Source organism: Saccharothrix sp. S26 (assembly GCF_021390395.1).
In the GTDB taxonomy this organism is placed as follows: Bacteria; Actinomycetota; Actinomycetes; order Mycobacteriales; family Pseudonocardiaceae; genus Actinosynnema.
Genome location: NZ_JAJUWT010000009.1, coordinates 193,220 through 207,373, shown reverse-complemented (window position 1 = coordinate 207,373; position 14,154 = coordinate 193,220). Strand labels below are relative to the sequence as shown.

The window sequence follows — 14,154 nt, the reverse complement described above, 5'->3', positions numbered from 1 at the left end:
GTGGTCGACCCGACACCGCTGCGGCTCGGTCGATTCCGCGCGTTGCCCTCGACAGCCTTCGCCGGCCGAGGCCACCGGCTCATCCCGATCCCGTCACCGTCCACCGGAACGCGCGTCACCTCGGCACCGCCGCCGTCACCAGCGGCGCGACCAGGTCGGCCAGGATGTCCGGGCCGTCGCGGGTCAGGATCGACTCCGGGTGGAACTGGGTGGAGGCGAACCGCGGGCCCCGCAGCGCGTGCACCTGACCCGTCACCGGGTCGCGGCTGACCTCGACGGTGTCGCCGGCCCACGACAGCGGGCGGTCGTCGTGGTGGGAGGCGAAGGTGTTGTAGAACCCCACGTGCCTGCCGCGGCCGAACAGGTCGATCTCCAGCTGCACGCCCTGGTGCGGCACGTCCCGGCGGACCAGGGGCAGGCCGAGGTGGTCGCTGAGCACCTGGTGGCTCAGGCACACCGCCAGGAACGGCTGCCGGTCGCGCAGCAGCCGCCGCACCGCGTCACCCAGGTGCGCGATCTTCGGGTGCGCCCGGTCGCGCGGGTCACCGGGACCGGGCCCCAGCACCACCAGGTCCGCGCCGTCGAACGTGTGCTCGACGTCGAACCGCCGCACCGCCACGTCCAGCCCGAGCGACCGCAGTTGCAGGTCGATCATCGCCGTGAACGTGTCCTCGGCGTCGACCACCAGCACCCGCCTGCCCGCGAACCCCGGCCGCGGCCGGGCGCGTCGCCCCACCGGCTCCGACCAGAACCGGGCCAGCGGCTCGTTGCGCCGCGCCAGCGCGTCCACCACCCGCCGGTCCGTGCCCAGCGCGCCACCGTCCGACGCGACCACCGACGGCGACGGCGACCCGGTCAGCGCGGCCAGCAGGCCCGCCGCCTTCACCCGCGTCTCGGCCACCTCGGACGCCGGGTCGGAGTGCCGCACCAACGTGGCGCCGACGCCGATCGCCACCCGGCCCGAGGCGTCGATGTCGGCGGTGCGGATCAGGATCGCCGAGTCGATCGTCCGACCGCCGGACGGGTCGTGCCCGAGCAGCGCCACCACACCGCTGTAGTAGCCGCGCCCGGCGGGCTCGTAGCGGCTGATCACCTCGCAGGCGCTCTCCAACGGGCTGCCGGTCACGGTCGGCGCGAGCAGCGTCTCCCGCAGCACGTCACCCGCGTCCATCGCGGTGGAGCCCTCGATCAGGTACTCGGTGTGCGCGAGGCTGCCCATCTCCTTGAGGAACGGGCCGATGACGCGACCGCCCGTGTCGCAGACCCGGGCCATCATCTTCAGCTCCTCGTCCAGCACCATGTGCAGCTCGTCGACCTCCTTGGGGTCGGCCAGGAACCGCAGCACGCCGTCCAGCTCCGGGCCGGTCGACGGGTACCGGTAGGTGCCGCTGATCGGGTTCATCACGGCCCGGCCCCGGTCGAGGGTGACGTGCCGCTCGGGGCTCGCGCCGACGAACGTGCGCGTGCCCGTGTGCACCAGGAACGTCCAGTACGCGCCCAGCTCGCGGGCCACCAGCCGGCGGAACAGGGTCAGCGCGGTCGCGGGGGAGTAGTCGGCGATGTCGACCAGGAACGACCGCTTGACCACGAAGTTCGCCCCGACACCGTGCCCGATCTCGTTCGCCAGCACGGCGCGGACGAGATCGGCGTACCCGTCGTCGTCGAGGTCGAAGTGCCCGCCGGTCAGCTCGATGGGCGCGTCCGGCAACCGGTCCAGCATGGCGTCCAACGGCACCGCGGCCCGTTCGGACACCGCCATCGCGAGCAGCGGCGAACCGTCGTCCACGCACGCGAAGCCGCGCTCGGTGATCTGCCGGTACGGCAGGAGCGCCAGCACCTGCCCGTGGTGGGCGGACAGCTCGGCGAGCCGCTCGTGCTCGGCGAACTCGCCCGCGAACACCTCGACCTGCGCCGACCCGGTCGACTTCGGCCGGTGCAGCAGGGCGTACGCGCCCTCGTCGCCCGCCAGGACCCGGTCCAGCAACCCGGTGTCGATCACGAGTCGGCTCCCGTCGACAGCATCCGCAGGACCTCCTTGGTGGGCGCGGTCAGCGCGCACCGCTCGGCGGCGTAGGTGACGGCCATCCGGTGGTAGGCCTCGGAGAAGTCCGCGACCGCGTCGGTCACCAGGAACGGCTGGATGTCGAAGGTGAACGCGTCCAGGCACGTCATGAGCACGCCGACGTGCGCGTAGACACCGCACACGACGATCTGGTCGCGCCCCCGTTCCCGCATGAAGTCCCGCAGCCCGGAGTTGAAGAACGCGCTGTAGCGCCACTTGGTGAACACCGCGTCGCCCTCGGCCGGCGCGAGCTCGTCCACCACCGCGCGGTCCTCCTCGGCCACCGTCATGCCGGGGCCCCAGACGTCGTTGAGCAGGCCGCGCTGCTCCGGGGTCATGCTGCCCGGCTGCGCGGTGTAGGCGACCGGCACGTCGAGCGCGGCGCACCGCTCGCGCAGCGCGGCGATGTTGGCCACGAGGGTGACCAGCGGCTCGCCGCCCGCCTCGAAGGGCGCGACGAAGTAGCGCTGCATGTCGTGGATCAGCAGGATGGCCCGTGCCGGGTCGGCCACCCACCGCAGCGGGCTGTCGGGCGACCCGGCCCCGGTGGGCATGGGGTAGGGCTCGATCGTGGGGATGGGCATCGCGTGGGTTACCTTCCTCGCCGGGCAACGGATGACGGCGGCACGGTCACGCGCCGAGCGCGGCGCCACCGTCGACGGTGAGCGTCTGCATGGTGATGTGGGACGCCCGGTCGGACAGCACGTACAGCACCGCGTCGGCCACGTCGGACGGCTGCGCCACCCGGCCGAGCGGGATGCCCGTGCGGAACGCCGAGGGCACGCCCTCGACCGACGCGCGGACCGCGTCGCCCTCGTCCCACAGGCCGGTCAGCATGGGGGTGTGGGTCGAGCCGGGCGCGACGACGTTGCACCGGATGCCGTGCTCGGCCAGCTCCAGGCCGAGGCACCGGGTGAAGCTGGTCGCGGCCGCCTTGGACGCCGCGTAGGCCGCCATGTCCATCCGCGCGATGCCCGCCGCGTTGGACGCCACGGTCACGATCGACCCGCCGCGCCGGGCGATCATGCGCGCCGCCACCGCGCGGCACGTGTGGAACACGCCGGTGGTGTTGACCGCGAACGTGGTCGCCCAGTCCTCGTCGGTCAGCAGGTGCGCCCGGCCCGTCCGCAGCACGCCCGCCGCGTTGACCAGCGCGCCGATCGGGCCCAACCGGTCCTCGACCTCCGCGACCAGCGCGGTGACCGCCGCGCCGTCGGTCACGTCGGCGACGAACGGGGTGACCAGCTCGTGCCCCAGCTTCGCCAGGCCGTCCGGCGTCACGTCGACCGCGGCGACCGACACGCCCTGCTCGACCAGCGCGCGCACGACCGCCGCGCCTATGCCGCCCGCCGCGCCCGTGACCAGGGCCGTGTTGTCGTGGAACACGTCACTTCCCCCAGACCGCGGCGACCGCGACGGCTTGCTCCGGGTTGAGCCGCGGGTCGCACAGCGTCGTGTACTTGGCCCCGACCCCGGCCAGCCGGGTCTCGTCGGCCGCGCACTCCGTGACGCCGTCCGGCGTGGTCTCCAGGTGCAGGCCGCCCGCGACGCCGTGCGCGCCGACGACCGCGTCCCGGAACGACCGCACCTCGCGGGTGACCGCGGTCAGCAGGCGGGTCTTGAGCCCCTCGCCGTTGGTCACGGTGTTGGCGTGCATCGGGTCGCACAGCCAGATCGCCGGGTGCCCCTGCGCCCGCACGGCGGCGACCAGGGCGGGCAACCGGTCGGCCACCGCGTCGGCGCCCATCCGGGAGATCAGCGTCAGCCTGCCGGGCGCGCGGTGGGGGTCGAGCTTGGCGCACACCGCCAGCAGGTCCTCCACCGACGCCTTCGGGCCGACCTTGCACGCCACCGGGTTCACCACCGACGCCAGCAGGTCCACGTGCGCGCCGTCGGGTCGGCGGGTGCGCTCCCCGATCCACGGCCAGTGGGTGGAGCTGAGCACGGTGCGGCCGTCGGCGTCGCGGCGCAGCATCGCCAGCTCGTAGTCCAGCACCAGCGCCTCGTGGCTCGACCACACGGGGTCGCTCGTGCGGTCGCGCAGGAACGCCAGCGCCGACCGGGAAGCGGCGTAGCAGGTGAGCATCCGGTCCGGGTCCGGCCGCCGCAGCGCGGGGTCCGGCTCCGGGCTGTTGACCATGTGCCCGGCGTACACGGGCATCTCGACGCCGTTGACCCGCTCGACCGGGTTCGACCTCGGCTTGGCGAACTGGCCCGCGAACCGGCCGACGCGGATCACCGGCAGGCCCGCGTTGACCGTCATCATGCCCGCGACCGCGTCCAACAGGCCGACCTTGCGGGCCAGGTCGCCCGGATTGCACTCGGTCGGGTCCTCGGCGCAGTCACCCGCCTGCAGGACCTGGGCGCGGCCCTGCGCCACCTCGGCCAGCAGCGCGCCCAGCCGCAGCACTTCCTCCACGTCGACCAGACCGGGCCGCCCGGCCAGTTGCTCGGCCACCTCGGCGGCCGCCTCCGCGTCCCAGGCCGGTTGGTGCGCGGCCGGCAGCGATCTCCGACGCCGGACCTCGTCGCCCGGCAGTGCTCCCACACGATCCATCAAGTCCATGCCCCGAGCCTGGTGGAGCGCGAGTGGTGGGCGAGGGGAACGGGGCGGAACGGCGGTCCAGTTCGTCACGGATGCCGCGATTGTGTCAAACTGTTGCGGTACTTGGGAATTCGCTACCCGTGCCGCGCATCGCGCCACCCCGCGCAGCAGCGAGGAGCGAGCCCCGTGGGGGCCCGCTCCTCGGCAGGACGCGCGTGTGGTGCGCGGTGTCAGTCGGTGACGGTCACCGCCTCCGCGGGCACGACGGTCGTCTCCGCCCGCTGCTTGCGCAGCGCGAAGCTCACCAGGATGCCGAGCACGATGCCGATCGCGGCGACGTACACCGCGGACTGGAGCGTGTCGGTGGTGAAGCCGATCGCGCCGGGGTTGGCGATGGCCACCAGCACGGCGAGGCCGACGGCGGTGCCGACCTGCATCGCGGTGGACGTCATGGCCGACGCCACGCCCTGCTCGCCGCCCGCGACACCGGAGGCGGCCGCGATCCACATGCCGGTCCACGTGATGCCCTGGCCGATGCCGTAGAGCGCGAAGCCGGGCAGCACGGCGAGGTAGGAGCCGCCCGCGTTGCTCATGCCGTACGCGATGGCGGCGGTGCCGACGATGCCGATCGACATGCCCAGGATCAGGATGACCCGCATGTCGACCTTGCCCGCCATCCGGCCGCTGATCTGCGTGCCGACCGCGATCAGCACCGCGGGCACCAGGAACGCCAGGCCCGTCTGCAACGCGTTGTAGCCGTGCACGGTCTGGAAGAAGACGGTCAGGAAGTACGGCACGGTGCTGTAGGTCGCGCCGAAGACGAACGCGATCGACATGGCCGTGCTCAGGCTGCGGTTGGTGAACAGGCGCAGCGGCATCAGCGGGTCGCGGCTGCGGCCCTCGATGATCGCGAACGCCACCAGCAGCACGATCGAGAGCACCAGGCTGATCAGGATCTCCGGCGACGCCCAGCCGGACTCCGGGCCCTGCACGAGGACGAACACCAGCAGCGTCACGCCCAGCGTCGCGGTGATCGCGCCGGGCAGGTCGAAGGTGCGGTTCCGCTCGCGGGCCGGGTCGCGGGGGATGAGCGCGAACGCGACCAGCGCGGCGACGCCGGCCAGCGGCACGTTGACGTAGAACACCGACGTCCAGCCGAACGCGTCGGTGAGCAGGCCGCCGAGCAACGAGCCCAGACACAGGCCGCTGGCGCCGCAGGCGCTCCACACCGCGAGGGCCCGGTTGCGCTCCTTGCCCTCCGCGAACATGGTGTTGACCAGCGACAGGGTGGCCGGGAACAGCAACGCGCCGCCCAGGCCCTGGAGGGCGCGCGCCGCGATCATCACGCCGGTGTTGGGTGCGAGGCCGCCGATGAGGGAGGCGACCGCGTAGACGGTCAACGCCAGCACGAACATCCGGCGCCTGCCCAGCAGGTCGGCTGCCCGACCGCCGAGCACGAGCAGGCCGCCGAACGCGACGGCGTACGCGCTGATCACCCATTGCAAGGTCTGGGCGCTGAACCCGAGGGCGTCACCGATCTCCGGCAGCGCGACGTAGACGATGTTGAAGTCCACGGTGATGATGAGCTGCGCGAACCCGAGCAGCAGCAGGGCGGGGCCGAGCCGTCGAGCCTGGGGCGGGGCGGGGGGCATGGCGCTCCTTGGTCGTGGCACCGTACGTCAGTTCACGTACAGTGGGAATGTACGTGGATCGTCGTACAGTTACGCCCCGCTGTCAAACCGCTCGCCAGGGTTTGTCATTTCGTATGTACGCGTACACTCGGGAACGTGTCCGAACCCCACCACCCGACCCGGGACCAGATCCGGCTGGAGGCCGTGCTCACCGCGCTGGGCCACCCGCTGCGGATGAACGTGCTCCAAGTGCTCGCGGAGGGCGGGGAGTACCCCTGCGGGGCCATCGTGGACGGCGTGTCGAAGTCGACGCTGACCCACCACTGGCGCGTGCTGCGGGAGAGCGGCGTGATCAACCAGCGGGCCTCGGGCCGGACGCTGCTGCTGTCGTTGCGGCGCGAGGACCTCGACGCCCGGTTCCCCGGCCTGATCGACGTGATCCTGGCGTCGTACACGCCCGCCGACGCCGCCGAGCCGGCCGAGACCCGCTGACGCGCCGGGCGGCCGCACCCGCAGGTGACACCGCTCAGGGCGCGGCCAGGACAACCGGCCGGCGAGCAGGGTGTCCGGTGGGTTGTGGCGGGTCGACCGCCGGGACCGGGTCACCCGCCGCGAAGACCTGGGCTCGCGCGGCGGGCGACCACCGGTTCCTCCAACCGGCTCAAGCGGTTCCGCGGGCCGAACTCACCATCCCCGGCTCCGATGGCGGTTCACCGGGCACCGCCTAGGACGATCGGCCGGCGAGCAGCAGCTCGGGCAGGCGGAAGTCCGCGTTGGCCGGCATCAGGATCGCGTGCGCCACCGACACCAGCGTGATGTGCCGGTGCCAGCCCGCGAACGACCGGCCGGTGAAGTCCTCTATCCCGACCTGGGAGCTGACCTCCGCCACGTCCTGGCGGACCCGGTCGAGCTGGCGGGTCAGCCGCAGCAGCGCCGGGCTCGACGTGTCGGTCAGGTCCGTCAGCCACAGCTGCGGCAACTGGTTGCCGTCCTGCTGCCACACCGCCAGCAGCACCAGGCGGTCCGACCGCGTGGTGTCACCCGGCATCGTGACGTCCATGGTCGCGCACAGCCGGAACCGCTGCGACGGGTCGAGCACCACGGGACGCCGCAACGGGTGCAGCGCGGGTCGCAACGACCGCAGCGCCGTGCGGACCCGCCGGTTGTCGGCCAGGTCGGCCACCACGTTCAGCGACGCGTCCACGCGCATCACGAACGACACGCCGCGCACCCGCAGCTCGGCGATCATCGTCTCCGCGTCGGCCTCCCGCGCGTCCAGCACCAGCGGGCGCGGCTGGACGTCCCAGCCGTCGGCCACCTCCAGCGCCGCGTTGAGCTTGCACGAGCCGGGCGTGGTCGAGGACAGGTGCTCGGGGATCGCGGCCTGCCGCCTGCGGACCGGGTCGTTGAGCCAGCTGTCGGGCAGCGCCAGCCGCCAGTTGACGGGGTAGCTCATGTGCTCGGAGGCCAACCAGACGCCGTAGGCGTGCTGGCTGTTGGCCACCCGGCCCAGCCGCTGCACGAAGGCGCTCTGCACCCCGACGGAGTGCCGGCCGGACTTGGTGATCGCCATCGAGTCCACCACCCAGGCGATCGGCTTCACCGTGCGGTCCAGGTGCTCGGCCAACGCCCGCCGCACCTGCTGCCAGTCCCACGGCGAGTTGCTGACGAAGTGGTGCAGCCGCTGCTCGGTCGCCGGCCTGCCGAACTGGGACGCGAGGTTGCGCATCGACTTGCGGCCCTCGGCGGCGAGCAGCCCCCGCACGTACAGCTCGCCGGCGCGGCGCTGGCTGCGCCTGGCCAACGACGCGAACACCCGCTGGCACAACTCCGCCGCGTCCTCGGCCAGCCACTCCCAGTCCAGCTCCGCTTGTCTCGTTAAGTGCGCATCGCTCATTTTCTCGGCTCCCCACAGCGGCGTTGACGACCTGTTAGAGGCGCGCCGTCCGGGCGCCAGTGGCCCCGGTCGACGCTTCCCCCGACGTGCGTGGTGGCGTTGCGCGCCAACAATGTGAGGCCGTCCCCCGACGGCCACGCGCCGCGCTCGATCCACAGACCGGTGCGGAACCGTGTTCAGGTAAGCGGTTCTCCCAGCGTTGACCTGCCCCCTGTGCCGGTCCACCGGTCGATGTGGCTCATGATGCCACGGCCGCGGGGAATTGGCCAATGTCCGCGACGTCACTGGAATTGTGCGGCGGTGGGGTGGAGTCAATCCCCGGCAAATAGAGCAAGGGTCCGGGAACGTGGCGTGGAATATTCCTTCGTAATGATGCGGTCGGCCGCGCGCGGGTACCATCGCGCGGCCGACCGGCCTTTTACCCGGCGGCCGCCCCGACGCGCCGCGACCGCGGCAGGATTGATTCGGGTATGCCTTCGGCAGAACCGAACCGGGTGGCGCCGTGCAGCCAGGCCACCTTCTCGTGCAGCTCTTCGGTCGACCACCCGCCGAGCATCGCGTTGCGCCGTTCGGCCTCCGCGCCCCGCGGGTGGTACAGCCGCGTGCCCATGGCCCTGGCCACGAGTTGCGCGGCGGCCGTGCGGTCGCGCCGGTCCTCGGCGAACGCGGCGAACGCGGCGGCCGGTTCGGCCCGCGCCACCAGCTCACCGAGGTGCACCGCGTCCTCCAACGCCATGCACGCTCCCTGCGCCGCGTACTGCAACATCGGGTGCGCCGCGTCGCCGAGCAGCACCACCCGGCCGTCGGACCACCGGTCGGTCGGGTCGCGGTCGCACAGCACCCAGCTGCGCCAGTCCCGCCCGAGCGCCAACAACGCCCGGATCACCGGGGCGGCGTCGGCGAACTCGGCGAGCACCCGCTCGTGCGGCACCGGCACGCCCACGACGGCTTCGGTCGCGCCGTTGTCGCGGGTGATGGCCACGTTGAGCGAACGTCCGCCGTCGATCGGGTAGTGCACGAAGTGCCAGCGCGGCCCGGCCCACAGCGTCACCGAGTCCGACCGCAGCTCGACCGGCACCGACTCCATCGGGATGACCGAGCGGTAGATCGTGTGCCCGGACACCCGCGGCTCGCCGTCGCCGACGAGTTGCGCCCGCACCGCCGAGCGCAGCCCGTCCGCGCCGACCAGGCCGACGCCGCGCACCCGCCCGCCGTCGGCCAGCACCGCCGTGACGCCGCCCTCGTCCTGCTCGTAGCCGACCACGGGGCTGTCGGTCCGCAGCTCCACGTCGGGGTGCGCGCGGCACCGCGCCAGCAGCGGGGCGTACAGGTCGTTGCGGTGCACGACCGCGTACGGGTTCCCGAAGCGGGCGCGGTACTCGCCGAGCACCGGCATCGCGGCGACCTGCTCGCCGGTCACCGCGTCCATGAAGCGCAGGGCGTCGACGTGCACGGCCCGGTCGAGCACCGCCGGGGCGACGCCCAACCGGTCCAGCGCGAGGAACGCGTTGGGCGCCAACTGGATGCCCGCGCCCAGCTCGGTGAACTCCGACCGGCGTTCCAGGACCACGACGGGTCGGCCCCGGTCGGCCACGGCGAGCGCGGCGGCCAGGCCGCCGATGCCGCCACCGGCGATGATCACGCGTGACATCGTTCCTCCGCGCCCGGCGTCAGGGCAGTTCGATCGACTGGGAGTGGCGGAACACGTTGCGCGGGTCCCACCTGGCCTTGACCCGCTGCAACCGCGGGTAGTTGCCCTTGTAGTACAACGTGGACCACGGCACGCCCGACGTGTTCTGCTGCGGGTCGCGCAGGTCGCCGTCCGGGTAGTTGACGTAGCAGCCGTCGGTGACCGCGTTGGACACCGGCACGCCACCGGTGTCGGCGTAGACCTCCCGGTAGAGGTCGCGCAACCACCCGATGTGCCGCGCGTCCTCCGCCTGCTCGGTCCAGAACACCTGGTACAGCAGCTTGAACGTGGAGTCCCGCTGGCCGTTCGCGGTCGCGTCCTCGCGCACCCGGTTGATGTTGCCGCCGAACGACAGCATCGTCACCATCGCGTTCGGGTTCGCGTAGTCGGCGCGCGTGAGGTGCTTGTACAGCGCGGCGATGTGCGCTGCGGGGAAGTTCTTGCGCATGTAGGTCGACTTGTGCGCGCCCCGCAACGTCGGGTTGGTCAACACCGGGTTGCCGGTGCCCAGCAGGCGCGTGGCGGCCAACCACGGCAGCCGGCGCGGCGGCGACGGCGGCGTCGGGACCACGGAGGTGCCCGCCGTGACGGCGTTCAGGTAGTCCCGCAGCGACGCGTCCGCGTTCGGCACCGAGGCGTCCTGCACGGTCAGCATCACCACGTTGCCGTTGGAGCGGTGGTAGAGGGAGAAGAAGCTGCTCAGGCCGATGTTGGGCCCACCGGGCGCGCCGTTGGCCTCGTGCCACGCGCCGTAGTTGTGCACGAGCCGGGTGAACGTCGGCTGGTCGATCGAGCTCCACGGGAACTGCACGACGCTGACCAGCACCTCCGCCGGCGGCTTGACCAGCAGCTCGGACGGGTTGGTGCTCGTCGCGCCCGGCGAGCGGAACCAGTAGCGGGTGATGACGCCGAAGTTGCCGCCGCCGCCACCGGTGTTGGCCCACCACAGGTCGTGGTTGGGGTCGCTCGGGTCGCGCGTCGCGACGACGGCCCGGGCCACGCCGTACCGGTCGACCGTGACGACCTCGATCGCGTGCAGGTGGTCCACGGTCAGGCCGTGCACCCGCGACAGCAGGCCGTACCCGCCGCCGCTGACGTGGCCGCCGATGCCCACCGAGTAGCACATGCCGCCGGGCAGCGTCACGCCCCACTCCTTGAACAGGCGGTCGTAGACGTCGAGCAGCAGCGCGCCGCCCTCGACCGCGAACGCGCCGACCGCGGGATCCCAGTACACGCGGTCCATGCGGGACATGTCGATGACCACCTGCACCTCGGGGTGGTACACGAAGTCCTCGAAGCAGTGCCCGCCGCCGCGGATGGAGATCCGCTTGCCCGCCCGCACCGCGCCCTGCACCGCGGCCACCACGTCACCCGTGCTGCCGACCAGTTGGACCGCCTCCGGCCGTGCCGTCCACCGGGAGTTGTTGCCGGTGATCAGCTGCCCGTACCGCGGGTCGTCCGGCGTCACGGTCGGTCTGGCGATGCGGCTGGAGATCTCGTCCGCCGTCGCGACGCCGCCGGTGGCGAGTGCTCCGGCCACCGTGCCGGACAACGCTCCGGCCAGTGCGGCGGTCGCCGAACCCGCCAGCACGCGCCTGCGGGATAAGTCACGCCCAGTTGCTTCAGACATGTTCTCTAGGGGCCTCTCGTCCTGGGAGGCGTCGAGTATCACCAGGTCCGCGGGCCGTGCGGCATCACGTGTTCTCGTGATTCGCGGTCGGTGCGGCAGCGGGCACTGTGGGGTCGTCGGTGACCCAACGCGATGGGAGCACGGTGAGTTTCACGTCGGATCAGCTCAAGGCCGCGGTGCACGTGCCACCCGGGGCAGGGCCGAGCAGGTGGGTGTTCGGCGATCGGTACACGCTGAAGTCGGGTCTGCACAACACGGGCCCGGCGTTCGGGTTGGTGGAGGCCGTCGTGCCCGCGGGCGGTGGGCCGCCCAAGCACATCCACTACCACGAGGACGAGTTGTTCTACGTGATCGACGGCCGCCTGGAGCTGTTCACCGGCGAGGAGACCGTGATCGCCGAGCCCGGCGCGTTCATCTACGTGCCGCGTGGCGTCACCCATTCGTTCACCAACGCGTTCGAGGCGGACTGCCGAATGCTGCTGATGTTCCTGCCCGCCGGCAAGGAGCGGTTCTTCCTGGAAATGGGCGTCTCGGCCGACGACGGCGCACCGCCGCCACCGCCGGAGCAGTACCTGGTCGACCGGGAGAACGCGATCAGGCTCGCGCCGAAGTACGGGGAGGAGTACATCTGATGCTCATCGACGTGCACCACCACGCCATCCCCCCGGTGTACCGGGACGCGTTGCGCGGCATCGACCCGATCCCCGGTGTCGACTACCCCGAGTGGGAACCGGGCGCGAGCCTGGAGGTGATGGACCGCAACGGCATCACCGCCGCGCTGCTGTCGATCACCGCGCCCGGCGTCACGTTCGCCGGCGCCGCCGCCGCGCCCGCGCTGGCCAGGCAGGTCAACGAGTACTTCGCCGAGCTGGTCGCGGCGCACCCGACCCGGTTCGGCGCGTTCGCCGTGCTGCCCCTGCCGGACGTCGCCGCCGCCAAGGACGAGCTGTCCTACGCGGTGGACCAGCTCGGCCTCGACGGGGTCAACATGCTCACCAGCTACGGCGGCGAGTACCTGGGCGCGCCGGAGTTCGAGCCGCTGTTCGCGGAGATCGCCGACCGCGGCATCGTGGTCCACGTGCACCCGGCCGCGCCGCCCGCGCGCGACCTGGCCACCTTCGGCCTGCCTCCGTCGCTGTACGAGTTCACCTTCGAGACCACCCGCACCGCGGTGAGCCTGCTGTTCAGCGGCCTGCTCGACCGGCTGCCCGACCTGCGGCTGATCCTGTCGCACGCGGGCGGCGCGCTGCCGTTCCTGGCCAAGCGGCTCACCTACGGCCCGACGATCGGCTCCTACCTGCGCGGCAAGCCGCCCGTGGACGTGCTCGCCTCGCTGCGCCGCCTGCACTACGACATCGCCATGTCGGCCACCCCGTACGCGCTGCCCGCGTTGACCGAGCTGGCCGGCGCGGACCACGTGCTGTTCGGCAGCGACTACCCGTTCATGCCGGACTGGCACACCGAGGAGAACGTGGGCGGCTTCACCGGTCACCCGGGGTGGACCAGCGCGCAGCGGTCGCGCATCGCGGGCGGCAACGCGTTGGACCTGTTCCCGGCCTTGCGGACGCGGATTGTGACTTAATCCCGGCGTCCTCACGAACTGGCGACCGGTTCGTTGACCCGTCGAGCCGCCCCGGCACACAGTGGCACCAGGCCGTTCAGCCACCAGGGGGGACTCGGATGTCGAACACGCTGGAACCGATCACGCTCGACCGGGCCGACGGGGGAGGCTGGACCAGCCTCACGCCCGCCGAGGCGCGGGTCGCGACGCTGGTCGTGCAGGGGCTGACCAACCGCGCGGTGGCCCGCCGGTTGGCCATCTCCCCGCACACCGTCGACACCCACCTGCGCCGGGTGTTCGGCAAGCTGCGCGTGCGCAGCCGCGTGGAGCTGACCAGGGCGGTCCTCTCCCGCGACCACGCCGCGCCGGCCCGCGTCGACGCCTGACCCGGTCGGCGTCAGCCCGCCTCGATCGTCTGCACGATGAGCTCGTTGCGGGCGTCCTGGCCCAGCGGTTCGGTGGTGTGGACGCCGTCGCGCAGGTAGGCCGTGAGCCGGGTCGGCTTCGCGGCCAGGAACTCGGCCCAGCGGATGATGCGCAGGTTCGGGTGCCTGCGCTGGGCGTCGGCGAGCTGGAGGTTGATCCACGCGCTGTTGCGCTGGTCGGCCAGCTGCACGGCGGCGGTCTGGCTGGTGCGGGCGACCTGCACGTTCACCCAGTACACCGTGCGGGTCGGGCCGACGATGCCCATCGTGCGGTCGACCTGGGCGGCGAACGCCGGTGGGGTGAAGATGTCGTTGGACCCGGTGGCCATGAGGATCCGGCCGGGCAGGCCGTAGGTCTGGGCCCACTGCGCCAGCGCGTCGACGGCGGGTGCGGTCGGGCGGCCGGACCAGTTGTGCACGGCGATGACGTCGCCGGTCCGGCTGTTCAGCCGCTGGGCCAGCGAGTAGCCGTCCTGCACGGAGATGCTGTCGCCGAACATGAACAGCCCGTCGGTGTCGAGCACCGGCCGGATCTGGGTGAGGGTCGAGATCGCCTTGGACAGGTTCTCCCACGGGCCCAGCGCGCCGGAGCCGTAGCCGTCGGCGAACGCCTCCGGCGCGGTCAACAACGTGGAGCCGACCGCGACCGCGCCCGCGGTGAGCAGCCGGCGGCGGGTGGTCTTCCCGGTGCTCACGAGACGACCTCCGGTTCG

Annotated in this window: 13 protein-coding genes; 4 read left to right on the top strand and 9 right to left on the bottom strand. The window is 72.3% G+C overall.

The genetic code is table 11. The annotated features are described in order from the left end of the window. Positions 1 to 115 precede the first annotated feature (115 nt). The 5 genes from LZG04_RS16630 to LZG04_RS16610 form a co-directional block, all read right to left on the bottom strand. Positions 116 to 1,999 carry an anthranilate synthase family protein gene (locus LZG04_RS16630; RefSeq protein WP_233817902.1) on the bottom strand — a complete coding sequence of 628 codons (1,884 nt, stop codon included), beginning with the start codon at positions 1,997 to 1,999 and terminating at the stop codon, positions 116 to 118. Beyond that, positions 1,996 to 2,646 (bottom strand): isochorismatase family protein, encoded by a 651-nt coding sequence (locus tag LZG04_RS16625; RefSeq protein WP_233817900.1) that lies wholly within the window; start codon positions 2,644 to 2,646, stop codon positions 1,996 to 1,998. Before LZG04_RS16625 ends, LZG04_RS16630 begins: the two co-directional genes overlap by 4 nt. Before the next feature lie 46 nt (positions 2,647 to 2,692). Continuing rightward, a complete protein-coding gene (gene dhbA, locus LZG04_RS16620) occupies positions 2,693 to 3,448 on the bottom strand; it encodes a 2,3-dihydro-2,3-dihydroxybenzoate dehydrogenase (protein WP_233817898.1) in 756 nt (251 codons plus the stop codon). Position 3,449: 1 nt separating this feature from the next. Further along, a complete protein-coding gene (locus tag LZG04_RS16615; RefSeq protein WP_233817896.1) occupies positions 3,450 to 4,628 on the bottom strand; it encodes a 3-deoxy-7-phosphoheptulonate synthase in 1,179 nt (392 codons plus the stop codon). Positions 4,629 to 4,837: 209 nt separating this feature from the next. Next, on the bottom strand, positions 4,838 to 6,259 hold the full coding sequence (locus LZG04_RS16610; RefSeq protein ID WP_233817894.1) for an MFS transporter: 1,422 nt from the start codon (positions 6,257 to 6,259) through the stop codon (positions 4,838 to 4,840). A 135-nt stretch (positions 6,260 to 6,394) separates the two neighbouring features. Here LZG04_RS16610 and LZG04_RS16605 point away from each other — a divergent pair, with 135 nt between their 5' ends. Then, a complete protein-coding gene (locus LZG04_RS16605) occupies positions 6,395 to 6,730 on the top strand; it encodes a helix-turn-helix transcriptional regulator (protein ID WP_233817891.1) in 336 nt (111 codons plus the stop codon). Positions 6,731 to 6,962: 232 nt separating this feature from the next. On the opposite strand, the gene LZG04_RS16600 is transcribed toward LZG04_RS16605, so the two are convergent. The 3 genes from LZG04_RS16600 to LZG04_RS16590 all read right to left on the bottom strand — a co-directional run bounded on the left by LZG04_RS16600 (position 6,963) and on the right by LZG04_RS16590 (position 11,416). Beyond that, positions 6,963 to 8,135 carry a transposase gene (locus LZG04_RS16600; protein WP_233817889.1) on the bottom strand — a complete coding sequence of 391 codons (1,173 nt, stop codon included), beginning with the start codon at positions 8,133 to 8,135 and terminating at the stop codon, positions 6,963 to 6,965. Positions 8,136 to 8,553: 418 nt separating this feature from the next. Further along, complete coding sequence (locus LZG04_RS16595) at positions 8,554 to 9,786, bottom strand: 3-hydroxybenzoate 6-monooxygenase (protein WP_233817887.1); 1,233 nt, start codon at positions 9,784 to 9,786, stop codon at positions 8,554 to 8,556. A 19-nt stretch (positions 9,787 to 9,805) separates the two neighbouring features. Next, positions 9,806 to 11,416, bottom strand: coding sequence for an FAD-binding oxidoreductase (locus LZG04_RS16590; protein ID WP_233817885.1), 1,611 nt, complete (start codon positions 11,414 to 11,416; stop codon positions 9,806 to 9,808). A gap of 251 nt (positions 11,417 to 11,667) precedes the next feature. Here LZG04_RS16590 and LZG04_RS16585 point away from each other — a divergent pair, with 251 nt between their 5' ends. From LZG04_RS16585 to LZG04_RS16575, 3 genes are all read left to right on the top strand, one after another. Continuing rightward, positions 11,668 to 12,087 carry a cupin domain-containing protein gene (locus LZG04_RS16585; RefSeq protein ID WP_233817883.1) on the top strand — a complete coding sequence of 140 codons (420 nt, stop codon included), beginning with the start codon at positions 11,668 to 11,670 and terminating at the stop codon, positions 12,085 to 12,087. Next, complete coding sequence (locus LZG04_RS16580; RefSeq protein WP_233817881.1) at positions 12,087 to 13,037, top strand: amidohydrolase family protein; 951 nt, start codon at positions 12,087 to 12,089, stop codon at positions 13,035 to 13,037. The genes LZG04_RS16585 and LZG04_RS16580 overlap by 1 nt, the downstream gene beginning before the upstream one ends. A gap of 98 nt (positions 13,038 to 13,135) precedes the next feature. Next, entirely contained in the window at positions 13,136 to 13,402 is a 267-nt protein-coding gene (locus LZG04_RS16575; protein WP_233817879.1) for a response regulator transcription factor, read from the top strand. 11 nt (positions 13,403 to 13,413) lie between these two features. Here LZG04_RS16575 and LZG04_RS16570 read toward each other — a convergent pair whose 3' ends face one another. Further along, positions 13,414 to 14,136: a hypothetical protein gene (locus LZG04_RS16570; protein WP_233817877.1), complete on the bottom strand. Its 723-nt coding sequence runs from the start codon at positions 14,134 to 14,136 to the stop codon at positions 13,414 to 13,416. Positions 14,137 to 14,154: the final 18 nt, after the last annotated feature.